Below are 20,299 nucleotides of genomic sequence, written 5' to 3'. Positions count from 1 at the left end.
CAGCCATGCCTTTCGAACGGCCGATTTCAAAACCGTACCACCGGGATAAGCGGTGTCAGTGCATCAACTAAGGCGTCTTACTTGCCGAATTTGACTTTCTTAATCGCTTCACCCGCCGTGCGGTCGGTGTTGCGGTATTCGGCCGCGGCGGTTTTCAGGTTCCCGCCGTATTCGTCGGCTTCCTTCGCCAAGGCCGCCGTCTGAGCAGCGATGGCCGACTGCGCCTTCCGGCAACCACCCGCGGTAGCCAACTGCGACCCCACCGCGGCCGCATCGCCAAGGGGAGCGTCCGCTTTGAGTGCGGCCAGTTCGCCGCCGGCCTGGCTGAAAGTGCTGCCGACTTTTCCGACCGCGTCGGCGTCGACGGCCAGCTCCTGCCCGCCGCTCACGGGCCGAATCCCAGTGTGGGAGGCTCTATTAGAGCCGACGACATCGCCATCGGCATCAGCCCCGAATATTGCGAATCAGGTCGTAGACGCTGGCGACCCACAACAGCAACGGGATGACGATGGCGATCGCCGCGCCGTCGGCCAATTCGAGAAGCCGCTTGGTCACCGGCGAGACACGACGGCCACTCCCGGTTGCGCCGATGGCAATCACTCCGACGACAGCGAGCGCGAGGTAGATGCTCAACACCAGCCATGCGCTGGCGGGATACCACAAGCTCACCTTCACCATCACACCCGTCGGGATAGCGACGACGGCGGCCAGCAGCGCCCAGGCGCACCACCGTTCGGCGTACAGCCGCGACCGGAACCCGCAGATCACCGTAACCAACGTGGCCACCACGATGCTGTGGATGAAGAAGTGTCCGCGCACCACCACCGCGATCGCGCCGACAGCCAGCACCAGAGTGCCGGCCGAAAGAAAGCCGATCAGCAGCTGCCTGGCCAGCCGGCTGCGTTCGGTCAACCGGGCCGCTGAATCGGGCACCGACGCCAAAATGGCCTGCCAGGTCGCCGACTCTTCGTCCACGTCTTCGGGAGCCTCGACGGCGTCGAGCAACTCCTCGTTGCCGACGGTCTCGCCGGGAGCAGGAATCGGCGGCAGCGCAATCCGCGCGACAGCGACCGTCAGCTTGGCCGCATTGGTCACGACGAACAGGCCGAAACCAATTGCGCCCGCCGGCACCCAGTACTGCCAGCCATAGCCGTAGGCAATTGCCGCCGCCATGATCGCGATCGCCGAGACGGTGACGAAGGAAGCCAGCTCGGCGCGCCGACGCGGGCCACCCCGCGTCGCCAAAGTCAAGAGCAGGATGGCCACCGCGCTGGCCGCCAGTTGCGGCGCACCCAGCGAGTCGCTACCGCGCGGCAGCGGGATCGCGAGCGCGACCGCCGCCGCGACTACCGGGTACGCCGCGACGAGCAGGCTCTCCGCCATCTTCAGGTTTCGGTACCGGCTTCTGGCGACGACACTGCCGACCAGCAGACCGACGGCCAAAACGCCCAGCGCCGGCGCCCACCAGAGGAGATGCCCAGTGTTACTCCAGGCCAGTGCCGACGCCACGGACAGCACCAGCGCTACGACCGGAAGGACAACCACCACAAAGCGATTCAGCGCCCGCCGATCGAACTGCGGTGACTCATCGAGCACCGCGATGGCGTCGATGACGTCCTCGACCAGCGGTCGATACCGCTCCGTACGACTGACCGACACCAGCGTCAACAACGACCCATCGACGACTCCGGCGTCATCGAGTGACTTGTCGAGTTTCAGCGGCGGAGCACCCGGAGGAGCGAACGCCCAGACGCCGCCGGCCGAGAAATCGAAGCCGGCCAGGACATCAGTCGGGGTGTCTTCAAGCAGGTCGGCCAGCACCGAGACGGTCTCGTCGATATAGGTCTCGATCGGTGTCGACGAGGGCAGCACCAAGTCCGTCATCCGCTTGCCGGTAAGGATCGTCACGCGGGTGGTCGCCGGTCTGCTCGGCGTCGCGCCCGAAGTCGCCGAGGCTGCGGCAGCGGGGGCGCTCAATGCCGTTCGAGCCGGTCGAAGTCGTCGGACAGCGCCGCGGCCAACTCGAGGATCCTGCGCTGGTAGGTCGAGCCCAGCAGGTCGAGTTGGATCTCGGTTCCCGACGCGACGTGCTTGTCCCACGGCAACACGAGGACCCGCCCGGGCTGCAGATGGCGTTCGAACTGCTGCACCAGATCGTCGACATCCAGATTCGGCTTACCCGGCACGACGTGGTTAATCACCACACACGCGCGGGATAGCAGGTCCTGGTAACCGTTTTGGCGCAGCCAGTCCATGGCGATCGCCGCCTGCCGCGCGCCGTCGATTGATGCGCTGGCCACGATGACGATGCCCGAAACCGTCGACAGCACAGCTTTGGCCGACGAATCGAACAACCCGGGCCCGCAGTCGGCCAGTACCAGGTTGTAGTACCGCGACACGATGTCGGTGGCGCCCTGCCAGTCATCGTCGTTGAATGCGCGGCGTGCCACGCTGTACTCCTCGGAGGAGAGCACTTCGAGGTTTGCGGCGTTCATGCTGGTGTGCGCGCGGATGTCGTTGTATCGCGACAGCGATTTGTCGGCGAGCAGGTCCGCGATGCTGGCCGCAGATTGGCGCCCCGCGCGATCAGCGAGGTTTCCGGCACCCGGATCGGCATCGATAGCCAGGATTCGGTCGCCCCGCACCTTGGCCAACGCCGAACCCAAAGCCACAGTCACAGCGGTCTTTCCGACGCCGCCCTTTAAGCCCAACACGCCGATCTGATACGAATCGCGGGCGTTGCGCCGCACCCGCATCTGCAGGTCCAATTCGTAAAGCTCGTCGGGAGACAGGCCCAGGTTCATCCTGGTCAGCAGGTACAGCCAGTGGCGCCAGCCGTGTTGCGACGGCATCTTGACCGCGGACTTGACGCCGACGTGCGACAACGCGTCGATAGCGCGGTGATTGCCGATCGTCGCCGCGGACGTCTGCGGCTGGCTCGGCGGCGGCGGCGCTGCGCGCCAGCCACCTGCCTCTTGCTGCGAATCGGCGAAATGTTGGCTCGGCGCGGGCGCTGGCTGCATCGGCGGCGGCTGGGGCGGTGGCGTACGCGGTCGCTCGTATTGTGCGCCGGTAGTTCCGGCGGTCGGCATGGGCGCCGCGGTGCTGCCATTCGGTGGTGGCGGCGGCGGCATATCCGTGCGCGGCGCCGGTTGCGGCGCGGCCTGGGCTTGCCACGACGGCGGGGGCTGCGGCCCGCCGATGGGCATCGGCGGGGCAGGCGCGTCGTGGGATGCGGGTGGGCTTGCCGGCATCGGAGGCGGCGGCTGGAACCGTCGAACGGCATCCAGATCTACCTGCGCCGTTGCGTCCCCGGGCTCGTCCTCGGGGGCGTTGAAGAGCCGGTCATAGTCGGCCGACATGAGCACCTCTCAAGACTGTGTCGGTTGCGGCGGGACACGAGGTGGGCGAGTTCAGCAACTCGTACTCGCCCCCTCGTGCGCGCCGGGCTAGAAAAATCTAGCCGTGTTGGCGGCCTCGGTTTGACCCATTGTCGCACCGGCCTCGTGAATCGCCTGCGCCAGGTTCTGCAACGCCAGGTTCAGTTCGCTGGACGTTTGGTCCCACCGCATCATGAGGGTGTTGTAGGCGCCTTGGGCGTCGCCTTGCCACGCTCCGGCCAGCCTCGCAAGCGAGCCCTTGCCTTCGTCGAGCAAACCGGCCTGGATACCAACCGCTCCGTGAATAGCGGTCGCGTGGCCCTCGATGCCGGCGAAGTTGTAAGTGATTGGCTGTCCCATGTGATGCTCCGTTTCTCTCGAGTCGGGGTCAGAAGTTCATGGCAGCGGCAACGCCGGCAGCCTGATCCTCGTCGGTGCTGGTGTAGTGGATGTTCGACTGGTGGAGGTTCTCTGTGACGTCGTCCAGTTCTTTCACCTGCGCGAGCGCGGCCTCGTTGTAGCGATTCAACGCCGCCTGAGCGGCAGTGCCGGCACTACCCTGCAACTGCGGCATCAGCTCTTGTGCTGTTCCCTCGACCCGGGCCATCACGCCCTTGATCTCTCCTGCGATCCGCTCGAAGTTGCCGGCCTCTGTGGCGAGGACAGCCGGATCGGCTTCCATTGGTGAACCCATGCTGATCTCTTTCTTTTCCTGTTGTCCTCGCCACAGGGCGAGTCTTCCGGCCCTGGTGGCCGGGAAGTCTTTGGTGGGCGACTACCAGTCGTCGCCGTCGTCTTCGCCCAGGTCCTGGGTGAGCGGCGAGGGCGCCTTCAGCCCGCCCTTGGTGCCGCCGGACTTTCCGCGCTGCCCGGTCGGGCCCATCGCGCCCGATCCGCCGCTGCCGGCACCGACCGGTGCCGTTCCGCCAGTGGCCGATGCTCCTGCGGCTGCACCGACGGGTTCGACAGCGGCCGGCGACACCGGCCCGGCCTTGTCGATCAGGCTGGCCATCAGCGGCGTTCGCGGTGCCGAGCCTCCCATGCCGGGCAGTGATGCCGCCCGCACCAGGCCCGCGCCGGTGCTGGCCCCAGACCCACCGGCCAGCGGATGGTTGGAGAATGGGCTGGTCCCCATCAGGCCAAGTTGCTGCATACCGTGATCGCCGGATCCCATGCCGCTGCCGAATTGGCTGAACATCGACGTCACCTGCTGCAGTGGTTGGGTCAGCTGCTGCATCGGACTCTGGAGCATCTGCGGGATTTGGCCCGCCTGCGACCCGATCTGGGTGACCATCTGCATGCCCGACTGCATGAACTGCTGCGGACCTTGCGTCAGCTCATTCTGCTCGGACGGGCGCGCGTTCTGCGCGTGATTGGCCTGCCCCTCCCCCAGTGTTGCCGCCTGACTGCCCGCGCCGACCGCCTCGCCCGCTTTCAAACCGACCGATTCGGCCAGGCCCTGTGCGGTTGCCCGGGCGAACACCGCGTCGCGGTAGACGGCGCCCGGGGCATTTGCGGCCAACTGACCGAGAGCCGCGCCCGCCGCTACCTCGGCGACACCCGGAATGACAACCGGCTTCGCCGGCAAAATCGGCTCGAACATCACATTGGTGGTGGTCTCCGCGAGATACGCGTACATCGTCGCGGCAGCCAGGTCCCACATGCGGATGTAGTCCGCTTCGTTGAACGCAATCGGCACTGTGTTGACGCCGAGGAAGTTGGTGGCGTTCAGAACAAAGTTGGTGATGTGGTTTTCCGCGATCTCGGGTAGCTGCGGGGTGGTTGTCGCCGCGGCGGTGTACGACGCCGCCTGTGCCGCTGCCTGCATGGCACGCTTTTGCGCCTGCAGCGCGGCCGTCTGCAGCCACGCCACCATCGGCATGGTCGCGGCCACCGCGCGTTCGCTGGCCATACCGGACCACGCTCCGCTGAGCGCAGACATGCTCGCGGCCAGCTCCAGCGCCTGAGTCTCCAGAGCGATTGCCCACGCCTCCCAGCCCGCGGCGGCCTGCAGCATCGGCTCTGCGCCCGCCCCGGCCTGCAGCCGGAAGGTGTTGAACTCCGGCAGCAGCGCAGCGAAATCGATGTTTAACGGCGGCAATCCGACCATGGCGTACTAACTCTGGTCTCGACGTGACTGCTTCGGCTGGCGTTCTAAATCAACGTGCCTGCGGCACCCTCATCGACCGCTGCATAGATTGCGGCGGCCTCCGCGTAGGCTGCACCGGCTCGCGCCAGCTCTTCCTGCGCGAACGAGTTCAGCGCAAGCGCCTGCACGCCCTCCGACGCGAATGCCATCGCGGCCTGTGCCGAGACTTCGTCGATTCCGGCCGGCATCAGGCTCGTCACCATCGCCGAGGCGGTGGTGCCGGCGGTCAGCCCGCGGGTGCCGTTCGCGACGACCTGTGTACCGATCGCGGCGATTGCCGGGTCGACTGCTAGAGGTTGCATTTCAAATCTCTCCTCACCTTGTAGCGGAGATCCACATTCACCGTTATGGACGACCGCGCACCATTTCAGGCTGGGATTTGACACCCCTCGCGCATCAGCCCGTCCTACGGCGTTTGAAGTTGTCGAATCGATCCTAACCGCCGTTAGAGGGTGGTGCAGACACTTCTTCTGGAGGGTCGATATAGACCGCTTGGATGACTTCTTTAGCGTCCGGCGCAACCAAAAACGCCTGGCCAGGAGGCCTTTTTTTGACTTTAATCTCGCTGGACGGGAACTCTTGTTTGTCACCGGAGAGAAATAGGGTGGGCGATCCCGACCCGTATGCGACACCGACAAACCGGTCCATGGTTGCTCGGGCAGCCTGGCTCATTTGACACGTGACAATTACGTGCAGCCCAATATCCGCGGCCGCAGGTAATAGCGGGCCCAGCGGCGTCATCGGCGGGACTCCACCAGCAGCGGCCACGATCATGTGCCAATCGTCGACCAACAGCACGATGTCAGGTCCGCTCCACCACGACCGCGCACGCAATTGCGCGGCAGTCAAGTCGACGGGCGGCAGTCGCTTCCGCAGATTGATCGCCATCGCTTTGATGTTCTCGTCCAGTGATGCGGCGTTGCGGTTGATGGCCCCCGCGTCGAGCAGGTGGGAATCCGGTACCGCGTCTAGCAGTCCGGAGCGGTAGTCGGCCACCATGAAACGCACCTGGTCAGGACTGTTGCGGGCACAGATGGCCTGCGCAACGGCGTGCGCGATACGCGTCTTACCCGACTTCGCGGCGCCAAAGATCAGTAAGTGCGGGGTGACCTGCATGTTGTTGTACGCCACCGAAAGGTCTGCCTCGCGCAAGCCGAGCGGAATCATCCATCGGGTGCGGTAATCCGAATCAGGTCCAGGCGGGTTCGGATCCAGTTGGTGCAGATGGATACGTTCGGGCAGCACCCTGACCTCGGGCGCCTGCTCGGTGTGAAGGGCAGCAATTTGCTGCACCGCCGCCGACATCGCTTCGACCAGGTTGTCGGCGCTGTGCACACCGTCGATACGGGGCACGCCGATCATCAGGTGGTGCTTTTCCATCGAGATCGCCCGGCCGGGACGGTTGGCCGGGATCTCGCGGGTTATGCGGTCGATCTGGGTTTCGTTGGTGTCGCCGAGCCGGAACTCCACCTTGGTGCCGAGATAGTCGCGCACGCGGGCCTTCAGTTCAGTCCAACGTGGCGTGGAGATCACGGTGTGGATGCCGAAGGCCAGCCCCTGACCGGCCAGGTCTTGCACTATCGGTTCAAGGTCGGGAAATTCCCCGACGAAAGCCGGCCACCCGTCGATGACCAGAAATACGTCGCCGAAGGGATCGGATGCAGCGGGATGATTCGGGTCGTCGCGCATCTGCCGATACGCCGCGATCGAGCCCACCCGATACTGCTTGAAAATGTTTTCCCGTTGGCGCAGCACGGCTTTCATTTCGGCAACCATGCGGTTGACCCGGTCCGGCTCGGACCGGGTCGCCACCCCGCCGACATGCGGCAGGTCTTCGAGGTAAATCAGCCCACCACCACCGAGATCGATGCAATAGAACTGCACGTGGCGCGGCGAATGGGTAGCCGCAGCCGACAAGATCATTGTTTGCAGAAAAGTCGACTTACCTGTCTGCGGAGCGCCGCCAACGGCGATGTTGCCGCTCGCTGCGGAAACGTCGATGCCCCACACTTCTTGACGATGCCGGCGCGGCTCGTCCATGACCCCCAGGCCGAATCGCAACGGTTGCCGGATGTCACGCTCGACGAGCTCATTGACCGGGGTTGGATCCATCAACGGCGGCAACCACATTCGGTACGCGATAGCTTCACCGGTGCCGAGCTGGTCCAGCACCACCTCGCGCAGTACTCGCGGTTCTTGTTCGATGCTCATCAGCGCCGCTCTCCCCCGCAAGCGGGTGGTACCCCCGCCTCATCGCTAATTGTCAAATTGTCGACGACGCGGCTCATGACGTCACCGCCGGGTCGAAGATCGGCGCCGCGGTGAACCGGTGGATGCGCACATCTCGCCTGCGCTGCGGGACGCCGGGCGCTTCACCGTTTACTTCCCCGTCAAGGTCCATGGCGGGAACGTAGGGCGTACCGGTGTAGACGCTCTTGAATTTGACCGGGTCCTCCATACCGACCCGCAGGAACCCGACACCGCTTTCTTTGTTGGTGATGTATTGCGCTTCGGGGGTTCCGATCACCTGCTTGGATTCCGCCGAACTAGTCGTGCGCAACGCGATGCGGTATGTCAGGTTGGGCTCCAGTTTGTCGATGCGCGCGCCGCCGGTGTTGAGCGACTGGGTCGCCAACAACAAGTGCACTCGCAACGACCGGCCGACACGACAGATCCGGTCGAACAGGGCGATGAAATCCGGATGGTTGGCCAGCAGCTCCGCGAACTCGTCGACCACGACAAAAAGTGTTGGCAGGGGCCGCAAGTCAGCGCCGCGCTCCCGGTGCTTTTCGTACTCAGCCACACCGGATAACGCGCCCGCGGCCCCCACCTGCATGCCGGCCTGGCGCAGTATCGATTGGCGCCGGTCCAGTTCGCCCGTCAGCACCTCACCCATGCGGCTGACAAGCTCTGCCTCTTCCTCCATGTTGGTGACAACCGCGGCAGTGTGCGGCAGTCGTTCCATACCCAGGAACGTGGAACCACCCTTGAAGTCGGTGAGCAGCAGGTTGACCTGGTCCGGATGATGCGTGGCGGCCAGCGACAAGATGAGCGTGCGTAAGAATTCCGACTTGCCCGACCCGGTGGTGCCGATGAGCATGCCGTGCGGTCCCGCCCCGAATTCCGCACCCTCTTTGATATCGAGGCACATGACGTCGCCGGTCCTGAGTTCATGGCCGAACGGGATTCGTAGCCGGTCCTGGTCGGTGTCGGCGAACATCCGCCAACGGTTCGGCAGCACCTCTTCGACCGCCTGGGCGCCGACCAACTGGTGCCAATCGGTCGACACCTTCTTCTGGACTCGGGTGGTCTTGTCGATGATGGTCCCGGTGATGGACCACCCGGCCAGCTTTCGCGCGACGCGGGTGGCTTGTGCCGGGGACATCCGGTCGGTCACCGAAGTCACCTGCCGGAACGTCTGGTTAGGCAGGCGATCGTCGGCGGTGCCATCCTTGTCGACCCGAATTCGGTAGGCCGACCGGTGATTACCCAACGTGATGACCGTGACGCCGGCACGGCCGTCTACCGGGAAACGCGCCGTGCCTCCGGTCAAATCGATGACCACGACGTAGGGACCGCCGGGGCCCGCATCCGGTGTGTGCGGGCCGCGGGCGGTCAAATCGCTGAGACCGTCTGGCCGGGTGAAGATCAGCCGAGTCGTCCCGGCGGCGTCGGTGTCGGTCTGATGCTGGAGATGCGGGAGCCATTTCACCCAGGACCACTCCGGATCTTCGGGGTCCTCGGTGAGCACCCGGATCTGCAACAGGTCCGGTGGATGGAATACGGCCAGGTGGCAGATGATCGCTCTCAGCAACCCCGCCGCACCTTCCGGATCGCCGCCGATCGCGATGGTCGGAAAAGTGCGCAGCTGCAACAGTTTTGGGCAATCGTGGACAAGTCCATGTGTGCGCAGGAACTTCAGCACCCACATGTGGCTTACGGGTTCAAGGTGCGGCTGGGGCGCGGCGTCGGGGCCCGCCAGCTCACCGCCGAGCGCAGGCTTCAGCAGCCGGTCCACCGCCGGCTCGGAGCCGAGTCCGATGCGGGTCGCCGCGTAGAAGTCGGCATTCGCCGGGCGAGACCACTGCCGGTGCGTGCCGACAAGCGACAGTAGATCGTCGGGATGTGGTGCGTGATAACCGAAAAATGTGACCTGCGCGCTGGCCGACGAGGTCACGCGGGTTCGTAGACCGGCCAGATAGCGCAGGTACTCCCTACGGTCAGCGTTGATTTCAGGAACCTTCTTGCCGCCCGGACCACCGCCGGCCATGAATCCCACCGTGGTCATGATCATCATCAACGGCATCATCAACATGTACGGTGAAAGCTGCCGGACGCCGGTGAAGACCATGATCGCGATCATGCCCAGCATGCCGCCGCCCATCACGTACGGCAGCATCTTCTGGATGCCCGATGCCGGAATCTCAATGCCGAGGTCTTCCGGTGGCGTGACGGTGATTTCGCCGGGCGTCAGCCGGGGCCCTCGCTTGACGGTCGGGGTGAACTTCTTGGTCGTCATCAGCCGCCTCGGGTTTCGATTTTCCGGGGTTTGGGATCCGGGGGAAGGGTGTCGTGCTCCAGTAGTGCGGCCTGCTTGGACAGCACCGGCCCGTCTACGAGCAATCGCACGACGGCCCACGGCGCGTTCTTGGGCGACGTCAAGCCGAGATACTTGGCCGTTTCTTCGTCCGGCAACCCGTACCGCACACCCTGTGGATCGATGTAGTACAACGCCTCACCGTGCTTCGGGTCGGGAGACTGGAGGCGCACATACTTTCCACCATCCGTGAAAACGGTTGTGGTTCCTTCGATCTGCTTGATGCCGGTGCGCATCGCCGTTGGTGAAATCGGCAAGTGGCGGCCGGTGAGCACAGCGGTTTTGGCGGACTGGTCGCCGGGTTCACGCTCCCACGACCAGCACAGTACGGGCGCCTCCTGTCGGGGCAGAATCTTCAGCGGTTCATCCGGCAGCGGCGAGCCGTACACCCGCTCTGGGATCCTCGCCACCAGGCTGGACTCGATCGACGGGGGTGCGATCAATCCATAGGAATTGGTTGCGCGTAAGGCCGCCGACGTGGTTGCGTTCACCCGGGCAACACCATCGGGCAGCACCACAAATTTCTGCGGACCCGTCTCACTCTGGGTTTGAAACACTGACCCGATTACCAGATTTTCCGGCAGCCCAACAGAATTCGGCGCGCCCGCGGCGGGAATCGGTGGCACCTGCCAGGGCCCGGCATCGGGTATCGCGTTGTACACCCCTTCGGACATCGGGGTGGCCCTCGCGGTGACGGGTATCCCTACCGCCGACGCGACCGCGCGGTCGGTCAGATCGATGACATGGCGACCGGCTTTGGTCACCACCCATTCCCTGCCTTGATAGGAGGCGATCAGCGCCTGATTGGGCCGTACCGGACCTATCGACGCATCGGTAACCAAAGGCATGGCGATCACCGACGTCTGGACGGCGGGAGCAACACTCTCCGGGTTGGCGACGGTGTCACACAGCGTCCAGTCCGACGAGGCGTCTGACGTAACCGGGGTGGCGTACGGGGCGCCCGGGATGCCGATGCGCTGGCCCTTGGGCATCTTGTCCAGTTCGCTGGACTTCACCGCGTGCGGATTGCCTGAGCTTCCCAGGACCAGCCGCGCCGAGGTCAGGTTGTAAACGGGGTGCAGCTCTCCGGTTCCCGACATCACCACATAGAGCTGGTTGGTGGTGCGGTCAACGAGCAGACTGTCGCCACTTTGCCGGCCAAGCGGTTTGAAATACGCCAGCAATCCGGCGCCGACGCCGATCAACACCGCGATCACAATGCCGAGCCCCACCGCCCGGCTGTAGAACTGCAGCGGATCGTCGAACATGCGGGTGTCTCGCCGCACGATGGCGTGCTCTACGCGCCGCAGCAAGAACCGCCAACCGCTGACCTGAACCTTGGTGGTGAGCCGAAATCCCGCCATCTGTCACTCGCCGATGTTGAGCCGTCGGTGCACCGAACTGATCGCCTCCGCCATATCCTGGCCGTTGACTTCACGCAGCCGGTCCACGTCCAGGGTTTCGAAGTCCACCGCCTGGGTCAAGCGCATATCCCGGTACTGCTCACCGGACTCGACGAGTTGGCGCGCGTAGCGACCGTTGCCGGCCACGTCGAGCGCCGGCTTGTCGCCGACCGTGCGTTGACTGAGCAGTTTCGCCGCCTCCAGCAGATGGTCGGCGGCATCGGTGCTCAACGCCGAGTCATTGGCGCTGGCAATGACTTTCGCGATGTCGAGGATCTCCTCAGGCGAATACGAGTCGAACTCGATCCGAGTCGCAAAGCGCGACCGCAAGCCATCATTGGCTTCCAGCAGCCGGTCGATGTCGGAACTGTATCCCGCGATGATCACCACGAGCCGGTCGCGGTCATTTTCCATCCGGGCCAGCAGGGTGTCCAAAGCCTCGGTTCCGAATGGATCAGCGCGCCCGTCGCGTTCCTGAACCAGCGTGTAGGCCTCGTCGATGAACAGCACACCGCCGACGGCACGGTCGATGGTCCTGGCGGTCTTGACCGCGGACTGTCCCTCGTATTCAGCGACGAAATCTTTGCGGGAGGCCTCGACGAGTTTTGGTTCGGTGATGACGCCCAGCCCGGCCAGGATGTTGGCCACCACGCGGGCGATCGTCGTCTTGCCGGTGCCGGGCGGTCCGGCGAAGATCATGTGCTTGCTCGCCTGGGCGACCTTCATGCCGCGAGCCGCGCGGACCTTAGCCATCTGGGTGGCCGCGCGGTATCTCTCGATCTGCTCTTTGACCCGGCCCAGCCCGATCTGGCGGTCCAGTTCGGCTTGGGCTTCGGCGAGCAGCTTTTCCTGGCCCGAGGTGTCGGCGACAACACTTGAGGGATCCCAAGGGTCTTTGCGGGCTGCGATCTTTTCGGCGCTGGTAGGCACCAGCCGGTATGACGGATCTCTTAATGCCGCAGCGACTTTGGGCTCTGGATAGTTTGCCTGCAGCCACTCCAGCAGTGGCGTCGCTGCTTCTTCATTGCCTTGTCCGCGCCGAATCATCGCCAGATGCCAGGCGATCACTCGCCCACATGCTTGCCCGGCCGGCGAGTCGTGCATCTCGGTCAGCCGACGCTCAGCTTCGCTGAACAATCCCAAGTTCGCGGAAGCGACTCCATGGGCCACGCCGGCGGCAGCAGCCAAGAATTTGTCGGTCCAATGCGGAGCGCCCCTGACCTCGTCGATCACATCGGTCCAACGCTCGGCCGAGCCGTAAACGACTGCCTTGGCCCACGACACCAGGTACTCGGCACCGCTGGACGGCGTGGCTTCCAACGCCTCCATGGCGTCCGCATAGTTGCCGGCCGCGGCTTCGCTCGCCGCGAAGCCCAGCGTGATCGCCAACGGCGAATTGATCGGATAGGTGATGTCGCCGTACAGGCCGCCGATCGGGATCCTGGCGTTGAGGGTGGTCATTGAGGTCTCACCTGCACCCGCCAACCGCCCGAAGTTCATGCGCGAGTACCACGCCCGGAACAACGTCACCCGATCGGTATCGCCGCACCGGATGCGGCCAATCCACGCATCGCAGGCGGACTCGTCGTAGCTGGTGATTTCGGTGAACAGTTCCATGGACCGCGCCGGCGACATGGGCAGCATGTTGACGGCGCTTGCGAACAGGTTGGCCAACTGCTCAGTCATGATCGCTCGCGTATCGCGTGGCAAAAACCTCTGCTGCGGCTGCGGTCGCCTCGTCCGGCGAGGGCAGCCGTAGTTCGCGTGCCAAGAAATCGCGCGTAGTCGCGTTGTCCTGCCCGAGTTCACGCATAGCCTCAGAGATGGACTCGTACTGGGCGGACCGGGCCTTCTGCCGGGCCAGATCCGCGATGACGAGTATCTCGTCAGCCAGATGTGCTTCGGTCATGTTGGTCACTTTCGCCGTCAGTTCAATCCCCTGGATGTGCCCATCCATAAACGCCGACACCGTCACCGTCCCCGCCGGGTTGGTCACTGTGAACAGCGGCGATTGAAGCTCTTCCTCTTCCACGCCAGGGGCAGCGATCGCATTCCAATCCCTGCCCGCATCCGTCGTCTCATCACTCGGCAGATAATCGTCGAACACGCCGAGCACGGACTCCTCACCGTCGTCGTAACCAACGGAGAAGTCCAATGCGGCCAGATCGTCGCGATCGTCGTCGCCGTCTAGTGGGTATGGCGGAGTGCCATCCACCGTGTGTCCTTCCTGATTCTTACTACGAGTACTCGGCCGGGGTGGGCTCGAACCAGCTTCCCGACGGCAGGAATTCGACCAACCCGTCGAGCGCCCGCTGCAGATTTTCCGGTGTTCCGGGAAGAAAGCTGCCGTACAGCTCGCCGTTGACCCGCCGAGGAAGCGATACCACCCTGCCCTGCCGTGAGTCCGCGACTCCGGCGGCCAAGTCGGTTTGCGTCGACGTGCCGCCGGGGTGGCGTTCGCCGGCGGTAATCTCCACCCAGCTGGTCGGGTTGGCGATGATCTCCGCATATACGCGCGCCGAAGCGGGTGCGACGCCGTACTGCGCGATTTGGCTTGCGGTCGTGCACTCGGCCAGCTTGCTCGCGACTCCGGTGAGCGGTTCGACATCGGCGGCCGGCGCAGGACCCAGCACGGTCGTCAGCATCCCGGCCAAGCCGATCTGCGGAGCCACCAGCTGCATTACCAGCATGTCGCCGTCACGAGCTGCGACGACATGGCGTTCTCCCTTGCGGCACAAGACAAATCGCACCATCGTGCCGTCGTTGACGTCGCGGCGCCACCACCGTGCTTCCAGTGTGCGGTCCGCCCTGCTGAGGGTGTCGACCATGGCCGCGACACTGGGATGCGGCGCACCATAGATATCCAGCACCCCCTGATCGGTGAGGTCGCGCCGCACTTGATCCCAGACGACCTCGCGCAGTTCCAGCTGGGGGATGTTGGGCCGGATGGCGAGCGACACCGGAAAGTCCACCAGGCCGAGCCGGTCGGCAATCACCAACATGCCGTCGATGGTCACCTCGACGCCGACGACGTCGCCGACATCGCCGGAGGTGCGGTCCGTGGCATAGGGACTGGTCATCGTCTTCCTCGTTTACATCTGCCGGTCGACGCCGACTGAGAACAACGCGCCACGATTCGCCGCCGTCACGCGCGGTTCGCCGCCCATCGGCAACTCCTATCTGCTGGCAACGTCGTTCTAAATCTACTGCGTTGTAGCTGCGTCCACCCGCTGGACGGTAGAGATGCAGCTGCGCGGCCACACTTCCACCCGTAGCGCGTCGCCGGCGCGCTCATCGGTCTGAAACATTCGATGTCGCAGGTCGACCAGCGCTATATATCGACCCACACCCGAAATTTTAGTGGCACCCTGACAGGCTGCCGCGCACAATTTCCGGCGACCGACCAGCACTCCCAGCGACGGTCAGCGCCAACTGATCTGGTCGACCAGCGACGCGATCGCAGCCGCAGTCGCGGTGGGCAGCGCTTCTTCCCGCTCCGCGGCGACGATCATGTCCTCCGCCACCCCCGCCGCCTGCGCGGTCTCTGTTATCGACAGGTTGGCGCGGCGCCGCGCGGCGTACAAACGTTGCCCCAACGTGGCGGCAGGCGCCGTCGCGCCCAGCATCATCAGCTGGTCATAGTGATGGCGGACTGTGCTGAGCGCTTTGATCAACGGCGGCGTAACCCGGCCGATCTGGGTGGCGCGGACGGCGACCGCCTCAACCCGACGCAGGTCCGCCAGGATCGGCGCCGCTGCGCGGGTGAAGTCTGGATGCTCGACCGGTGGGAGGGCGGCGATAGCGAGGTTGCAGCTGTCCACGGCGGCAATCACCGCATGTGCGATCAACGGCACCTGGTCGTCTCCAGAGAGGACTTCGGTGACTTCTTCACCGGGAACCGACCCGCCCTCTCGGATCCGGGCGATAGCACCTGGCGGCCAGCGCAATACCTCTTCGAGCTTGGCCCTGGTCCGCTCGCGCGGCCAGCTGCGGCCTTTTTCGAAAGCGATGAGCGCTCCGGCGTTAATGACCCCGTCGGCCGCGAGGCCGCGCTGACTGATGTCGAGTTCACGGCGGCGAGCCGCGGCCGCCGCGCCGGCACGGACCACCCCTGGTTCAAGGTCGTCGATCCGCCAGGTACCGGTGACGTCGAGGTCCTCGCCCTCATTCGACCGCTGCTGGTCGATGCCCTTTGACGGCACCACAACTTCGAACACCAGCGTCTTGCCATCGCTGGCGCCGCCCAGACGGACCGTCGTACGATCCGCGACCGTTACCGACCTTGTCGGTAGTCCGTCGACGAACATGCCGTTGGAGCCGTTGTCAACTACCCGCCACTGGCCGTCGGTTGACTCCACTTTCAAGGAGACCCGCGGGTCATCGATCTGCACACTGTCCTGAGGACTACTGCCAATCGTCACGACGCCGCGCCCAGGTCCGATCGCATGAGACTTGTCGCCGTCGTGAACGATCAACAGAGCTGGCGCGACAGTCGACTCGACGTTGGTCATCTCTGGCGATTCCTTGGATTGAGTTGGCGGTGGCGTGGGCTCTCGACCGCCAGCCTGATCTTAACCGTTGCGGGCTAGCGTCCGCTATGGCTCAGCTACGTTTTTTGGTCACATCAACGCGTTAGCGCCAATCGGCCCTAGCCCATTAACTGTGTCAGTGCTACAGCCACACGGGCCGAAAAGCGTTGCAAACAGCAGCGCGACCGGCGCGCCCAGACCGCTGGATTTCCGACGTACCCTGCGCTGCCAGCGACCCCGCCCGCGTCACTTAAGCCAGCGCCTTGACCTGGATCGATAGTGCATCGACCTGCGATCGTGCCGCTGGTCGGTCATCCCCCGCGCGGTAGTGCTTCGGACGGGCACGCCTGCGTGACGGTCCCACTCGCTTCTGTAAAGCAGAGCACTAGCTGCAGCACCGGGCGTAGCGCTTTCTGTTGCATCGCTACGGTTTGTGCTATACGCTTCCGAATCAGCAGCCGCGAGACTGCGGCACTTACCGGAGGAACCAGACACATGACCGCAACCGCTCTCTACGAGCTTCCGCTGGGTGCATGCACACAGGACCCCGAGCGTTGGACGACGGCTGCCGATGACGAGGCCAAGACCATTTGCCGCGGCTGCCCGCGCCGGTGGCTGTGCGCCCGAGAAGCCTGCGAACTGCCTGGCATAGAAGGACTCTGGGCGGGAGTCGTAGTTCCGGAAACCGGCCGCGCGCGGACCTTCGCGCTGCGCCAACTGCGCTCCCTTGCCGAGCGCAACGGTTACCCCGTGCGGGAGCGGCGAGCCGCGCCAGTTCCCGCGTAATCCAGGCTGGCGCCGCCGCTGCAGGTTCGAGGGGTGGCTGCGGGGCGCCCAACATAACCGACCCCTGCGGATCGTCGTATCCGCAGGGGTCGGACTATTTATCGAGTCGGTTGGAAAAGGGCGTGCCCTTAGCCCGCGCCCTGGCCGCCAGTTCCAGAGGTCCCCTGGCTACCGGCCGGTGTCGCCTGGCTGGCGCCAGGCGTTGGGTTCGCCGGGGCACCACCCGTCGCGTCTGGGCTACCGCCGGTGGCAGGTGCCTCCGGGGCACCTCCCGTAGCGGGCGTTCCTTGGCTACCCGGGGCCTGGCCAGCCGCCGGCGCTTCAGGGCTACCGGCCGGCGCGGGCGCCTCTGGGCTGCCGGCTGTGCCGGGCGCCGCCGGGGTACCTGCTGTACCGGGCGCCGCCGGGGTACCTGCCGTGCCGGGCGCTGCTGGCGTACCTGCCGTGCCGGGCGCCGCTGGCGTACCTGCCGTCCCGGGCGCCGCCGGACTGCCGGCCGGTGTCGCCGCGCCACCAGTGGCCGGGGGCGTCCCTTGGCTTCCAGTAGGAATCGGTGTGCCTTGACTACCGCTGGCCGGCGTCGACGGGTTGCCGGCGGGGGCTGCCCCGGTATTGCCAGACTGAGCAGGCGCCGAGCTACCGGCAGCCGAAGTGGTGCCGCCACCCGTTCGGCCCTGCGGTTGCGATTGCACCCACGAAGCTAACTCCTGGCCACCACCGTCTGTGTACACCACCGAATTCGGGCTGTCCCCGGTGACGTCGAAATAGATTTTGCCGCTGGTCTTCTGCCCTTGTGCAAGTCCGGCGGGATTGACGCCCTGCGGCGTCGCAGCCTGATACAAGACTCGATAGGTCTGACCACTTGTCGAACGTGCGTTGAAGTTCGAGACAACGGGCGTCGCTCCGCCCTGAATGGCTTCATCGGTGGCCGTGGCTTCCCACAACGTACCGTTCACCGGAAAAGAAATGGCATCCGAGCTTGGCTTAAGGTCGCTGACGGTCCAGCCCTGAATGTTCGTGCCATTCACGACTTTCGCTTGGCTGCCCAGGCTTTGGGTGTTGGCGACACCCGCGGCTTCATCTGCAGAGGCAATCGATGCGCCGACGACGCCGACGGCACCTGTGGCGGCAATGGCTGCTGCTGCAATTGCGGTGGTGGTAATGATCTTCAAAGCGGTTCACTCCCCTATCGTCTTCATCGTCTTTAGCGGCAGTGCTGCGACGGATTGCTAGACAAGCACTGGCACATTATGCCCATTCTCTGGAGCCTAGGTGTCGCCCGCGCAAATTAACACCCCTGTTCTACCACCCGATCCGTAGTACTGCACCGCGATTGCATTCGGCTTCAACATTCGGAGGGGCCGTTACGCGTGTCAGGAATGGGATGTCCACCACGAATACAGCTGATCGAGAGTCGGCCCCTGCGGCTCCGTCTGCACGACGCTGACCAGCAACGCATCGTCATTGGTCCACACCACCGAAGGAAAGCCTTGGTAAGTCCCACACAACAACATGCCGCTGGGTTGGTCGGGGGTGGCGTTCCGGTGCCACGGCCCCGGGGATTGGATCCGCCCGGGGCAGTCCACGGCGGCGGACGTCCGGACGATTCTGTCGAAAGCGGCGCGGACCGCTGCTTTATTCGGAAACAGTGCATACGTTGCCGACGGTGGCCCGTCGGGGTCGGCGTTCGGGCCACAGGAAACCTTGGCAAACGCACCCTTTGGCGGAGGAGTTGGGTTGCAGCTACCGGGCGCGTAGCCCTGCGGCAACACGCTGAACAACTGAGCTTGGGTCTCGGCAGCCGGCGGGGTGGACACCGGCGGTGTTGACGGGGTCGGCGGCGAAGACGTCCGCTCGGCGGGGGACGGCGGGGGCGGAGCAGCCCCCGACGGCAGCAGCAGCCAGATGACCAGGCCGGCGATGGCCACTACGACCACCGCGGCCATGACACCGACACGCCGCCTGGGCTTCCGTTTACGGGGCATCGGCCGGCGCGGGGACACGCCCGGCGGTGGTGCGCCGAAGTGTCCGGGCCAGCCGCCGCTTGCATGCGGTGTGAACGAGGGCGCGTTTCGCGGGCCGTCCCCAGTAGGGTGCGCCGGACCCGGATGACCCCCGCCGCCACCCCAGCCGGGACCACCGGACGGCGGTGGTGGTGTGTGTCGCGGCGACTCCGCGCCGCCGGGATGGTGGTACGGCGGACTGGCCGACGGATGCGGCGTGGCGCCGGGCGGCGGTGTCGGAGACGGCGTGCGTCCGGGTGGTGGAGTAGGGGAAGGTATCGGTCCAGGTGCTGGCGTCGGAGTAGGAGTACTGGCGGGCCGATGCAAGCGCTGGGTCGGCAGGGTGGCTTGCTCGGTTTGCTGTGTCGGCAACGTGGCTTCTTCGCTGCGCTCGACGATGTCACCGGCACGGTCTTGATCCCGCGCGCTCAGTGCGTCGTTGGCCGCGTGCGCCAACTCACCGGCACTCGTGTAGCGGTCCTTGGGGTCTTTAGCCATACCGCGGGCAATCACCTCGTCAAAGGCGTTGGGAATCCCTGGCTGCAGTTGGCTGGGGTGCGGGATCGGCTCCATCAGATGCGCGGTGATGAGCATTCCGGCACTGTCGGCACGATACGGCGGTGAGCCGGTCAGACACTCGTGCAGCACACAGGCCAACGCATACACGTCGACGCTGTGGGTCACCTCGGCGTTGGTAAAACGTTCCGGCGCAGCGTATTTCCAGGTCCCCACCGCGCTGCCCGCCTGGGTCAATTTTTCGTCGGTGGTGGCGCTGGCAATTCCGAAATCGACGAGGTACGCGAAATCGTCGCGGGTGATCAAAATGTTTTCTGGCTTAATATCGCGGTGTATTACCCCGGCGGCGTGGGCCGCGTCTAATGCAGAAGCGGCCTGGCGCACAATGGCGACCGCCCGTGGCGGCGTCAATGCGCCCGACTCGTGCAACACTGCGGACAAGTCGGTGCCTTGTATCAGGCGCATGTCTAAATAAAGGAGTCCGTCGATTTCGCCGTAGTCGTGTACCGGCACCACATGTGGCTCCTGCAACCGCCCTGCGGTGCGTGCTTCTCGTTGCAAGCGCTCACGGAATACGGGGTCCTGGCATAGTGCCGGCGACAGCAGCTTCAAAGCCACTACCCGCTCTTTTACCGTGTCCTCGGCTTCGTAGACTTCGCCCATGCCGCCGCGGCCCAGCAGCCGCTTGAGGTAATAGCGCCCGAACTGTGACCCCACGCGCGAACCCTGCGCGGCGTCGCTCATCGCCGACTCCTTAAGCCAACCCGCGACCCCACCGGCAGCGGCGAGACAATCATCCGGCAGACCCACCGACTGCGCCGCCAGGGTGCGTCAACTATGACGGTAATTCCTCGCCACTTTGGTCACACGGTAACCGTAGCAGCCGTTCTTAGGTGGCCAGTCACGCTTGGTTAGCACCATAAGTGCACGCGAGTC

Annotated in this window: 18 protein-coding genes; 2 read left to right on the top strand and 16 right to left on the bottom strand. The window is 64.9% G+C overall.

Translation table 11 applies throughout. The annotated features are described in order from the left end of the window. Positions 1-77: 77 nt before the first annotated feature. From AC5Y42_RS12070 to espM, 14 genes are all read right to left on the bottom strand, one after another. Positions 78-389 carry a WXG100 family type VII secretion target gene (locus tag AC5Y42_RS12070; RefSeq protein ID WP_499898358.1) on the bottom strand — a complete coding sequence of 104 codons (312 nt, stop codon included), beginning with the start codon at positions 387-389 and terminating at the stop codon, positions 78-80. 55 nt (positions 390-444) lie between these two features. Beyond that, the gene (gene eccD / locus AC5Y42_RS12065; protein ID WP_499898357.1) at positions 445-1,977 is read right to left on the bottom strand and encodes a type VII secretion integral membrane protein EccD; all 1,533 of its coding nucleotides are present in this window, start codon (positions 1,975-1,977) and stop codon (positions 445-447) included. After that, on the bottom strand, positions 1,974-3,362 hold the full coding sequence (locus AC5Y42_RS12060; protein WP_499898658.1) for a MinD/ParA family ATP-binding protein: 1,389 nt from the start codon (positions 3,360-3,362) through the stop codon (positions 1,974-1,976). The genes eccD and AC5Y42_RS12060 overlap by 4 nt, the downstream gene beginning before the upstream one ends. A gap of 87 nt (positions 3,363-3,449) precedes the next feature. Next, on the bottom strand, positions 3,450-3,740 hold the full coding sequence (locus AC5Y42_RS12055; protein ID WP_499898355.1) for a WXG100 family type VII secretion target: 291 nt from the start codon (positions 3,738-3,740) through the stop codon (positions 3,450-3,452). Between the two features lie 28 nt (positions 3,741-3,768). Next, positions 3,769-4,062 (bottom strand): WXG100 family type VII secretion target, encoded by a 294-nt coding sequence (locus AC5Y42_RS12050; RefSeq protein ID WP_499898353.1) that lies wholly within the window; start codon positions 4,060-4,062, stop codon positions 3,769-3,771. 93 nt (positions 4,063-4,155) lie between these two features. Continuing rightward, entirely contained in the window at positions 4,156-5,490 is a 1,335-nt protein-coding gene (locus AC5Y42_RS12045; RefSeq protein WP_499898351.1) for a PPE family protein, read from the bottom strand. A 44-nt stretch (positions 5,491-5,534) separates the two neighbouring features. Next, the gene (locus tag AC5Y42_RS12040) at positions 5,535-5,831 is read right to left on the bottom strand and encodes a PE domain-containing protein (protein WP_499898350.1); all 297 of its coding nucleotides are present in this window, start codon (positions 5,829-5,831) and stop codon (positions 5,535-5,537) included. Between the two features lie 133 nt (positions 5,832-5,964). Beyond that, on the bottom strand, positions 5,965-7,740 hold the full coding sequence (gene eccCb / locus AC5Y42_RS12035; protein WP_499898348.1) for a type VII secretion protein EccCb: 1,776 nt from the start codon (positions 7,738-7,740) through the stop codon (positions 5,965-5,967). A gap of 73 nt (positions 7,741-7,813) precedes the next feature. Further along, positions 7,814-10,048, bottom strand: a complete 2,235-nt coding sequence (gene eccCa, locus AC5Y42_RS12030) for a type VII secretion protein EccCa (protein WP_499898346.1) — start codon at positions 10,046-10,048, stop codon at positions 7,814-7,816. Continuing rightward, positions 10,048-11,490 carry a type VII secretion protein EccB gene (gene eccB / locus AC5Y42_RS12025; RefSeq protein ID WP_499898345.1) on the bottom strand — a complete coding sequence of 481 codons (1,443 nt, stop codon included), beginning with the start codon at positions 11,488-11,490 and terminating at the stop codon, positions 10,048-10,050. The genes eccCa and eccB overlap by 1 nt, the downstream gene beginning before the upstream one ends. Positions 11,491-11,493: 3 nt before the next feature. Continuing rightward, the gene (gene eccA / locus AC5Y42_RS12020; protein ID WP_499898343.1) at positions 11,494-13,215 is read right to left on the bottom strand and encodes a type VII secretion AAA-ATPase EccA; all 1,722 of its coding nucleotides are present in this window, start codon (positions 13,213-13,215) and stop codon (positions 11,494-11,496) included. Further along, on the bottom strand, positions 13,208-13,744 hold the full coding sequence (locus AC5Y42_RS12015) for a YbaB/EbfC family DNA-binding protein (RefSeq protein WP_499898341.1): 537 nt from the start codon (positions 13,742-13,744) through the stop codon (positions 13,208-13,210). Before AC5Y42_RS12015 ends, eccA begins: the two co-directional genes overlap by 8 nt. A 22-nt stretch (positions 13,745-13,766) precedes the next feature. Next, on the bottom strand, positions 13,767-14,609 hold the full coding sequence (locus AC5Y42_RS12010; RefSeq protein ID WP_499898339.1) for an ESX secretion-associated protein EspG: 843 nt from the start codon (positions 14,607-14,609) through the stop codon (positions 13,767-13,769). 342 nt (positions 14,610-14,951) lie between these two features. Further along, complete coding sequence (gene espM, locus AC5Y42_RS12005; protein ID WP_499898337.1) at positions 14,952-16,040, bottom strand: ESX-1 type VII secretion system transcriptional regulator EspM; 1,089 nt, start codon at positions 16,038-16,040, stop codon at positions 14,952-14,954. Positions 16,041-16,553: 513 nt separating this feature from the next. On the opposite strand from espM, the gene AC5Y42_RS12000 reads away from it, so the two are divergent. Further along, positions 16,554-16,844: a WhiB family transcriptional regulator gene (locus AC5Y42_RS12000; protein ID WP_499898335.1), complete on the top strand. Its 291-nt coding sequence runs from the start codon at positions 16,554-16,556 to the stop codon at positions 16,842-16,844. Between the two features lie 128 nt (positions 16,845-16,972). Here AC5Y42_RS12000 and AC5Y42_RS11995 read toward each other — a convergent pair whose 3' ends face one another. Further along, positions 16,973-17,872 (bottom strand): MPT63 family protein, encoded by a 900-nt coding sequence (locus tag AC5Y42_RS11995; RefSeq protein WP_499898656.1) that lies wholly within the window; start codon positions 17,870-17,872, stop codon positions 16,973-16,975. Between the two features lie 31 nt (positions 17,873-17,903). Here AC5Y42_RS11995 and AC5Y42_RS11990 point away from each other — a divergent pair, with 31 nt between their 5' ends. Beyond that, the gene (locus AC5Y42_RS11990; protein ID WP_499898680.1) at positions 17,904-18,077 is read left to right on the top strand and encodes a hypothetical protein; all 174 of its coding nucleotides are present in this window, start codon (positions 17,904-17,906) and stop codon (positions 18,075-18,077) included. Between the two features lie 140 nt (positions 18,078-18,217). On the opposite strand, the gene AC5Y42_RS11985 is transcribed toward AC5Y42_RS11990, so the two are convergent. Then, complete coding sequence (locus AC5Y42_RS11985) at positions 18,218-20,107, bottom strand: serine/threonine-protein kinase (RefSeq protein WP_499898333.1); 1,890 nt, start codon at positions 20,105-20,107, stop codon at positions 18,218-18,220. Positions 20,108-20,299 lie beyond the last annotated feature (192 nt).

The sequence above is a fragment of the Mycobacterium sp. NGS48 genome, from assembly GCF_059812585.1.
The sequence above is the reverse complement of the archived record's forward strand: the minus strand, read 5'-3'. Positions and strand labels throughout refer to the sequence as shown.

What these genes read in the sequence shown, in the direction of transcription:
- AC5Y42_RS12040 (WP_499898350.1), bottom strand. Translation starts at nt 5,831, where the DNA reads ATGCAACCTCTAGCAGTCGACCCGGCAATCGCCGCGATCGGTACACAG.
- AC5Y42_RS12045 (WP_499898351.1), bottom strand. Translation starts at nt 5,490, where the DNA reads ATGGTCGGATTGCCGCCGTTAAACATCGATTTCGCTGCGCTGCTGCCG.
- eccA (WP_499898343.1), bottom strand. Translation starts at nt 13,215, where the DNA reads ATGACTGAGCAGTTGGCCAACCTGTTCGCAAGCGCCGTCAACATGCTG.
- AC5Y42_RS12000 (WP_499898335.1), top strand. Translation starts at nt 16,554, where the DNA reads ATGACCGCAACCGCTCTCTACGAGCTTCCGCTGGGTGCATGCACACAG.
- AC5Y42_RS12055 (WP_499898355.1), bottom strand. Translation starts at nt 3,740, where the DNA reads ATGGGACAGCCAATCACTTACAACTTCGCCGGCATCGAGGGCCACGCG.
- eccCb (WP_499898348.1), bottom strand. Translation starts at nt 7,740, where the DNA reads ATGAGCATCGAACAAGAACCGCGAGTACTGCGCGAGGTGGTGCTGGAC.
- AC5Y42_RS12010 (WP_499898339.1), bottom strand. Translation starts at nt 14,609, where the DNA reads ATGACCAGTCCCTATGCCACGGACCGCACCTCCGGCGATGTCGGCGAC.
- AC5Y42_RS12060 (WP_499898658.1), bottom strand. Translation starts at nt 3,362, where the DNA reads ATGTCGGCCGACTATGACCGGCTCTTCAACGCCCCCGAGGACGAGCCC.
- eccCa (WP_499898346.1), bottom strand. Translation starts at nt 10,048, where the DNA reads ATGACGACCAAGAAGTTCACCCCGACCGTCAAGCGAGGGCCCCGGCTG.
- espM (WP_499898337.1), bottom strand. Translation starts at nt 16,040, where the DNA reads ATGACCAACGTCGAGTCGACTGTCGCGCCAGCTCTGTTGATCGTTCAC.
- AC5Y42_RS12050 (WP_499898353.1), bottom strand. Translation starts at nt 4,062, where the DNA reads ATGGAAGCCGATCCGGCTGTCCTCGCCACAGAGGCCGGCAACTTCGAG.
- eccB (WP_499898345.1), bottom strand. Translation starts at nt 11,490, where the DNA reads ATGGCGGGATTTCGGCTCACCACCAAGGTTCAGGTCAGCGGTTGGCGG.
- AC5Y42_RS11985 (WP_499898333.1), bottom strand. Translation starts at nt 20,107, where the DNA reads ATGAGCGACGCCGCGCAGGGTTCGCGCGTGGGGTCACAGTTCGGGCGC.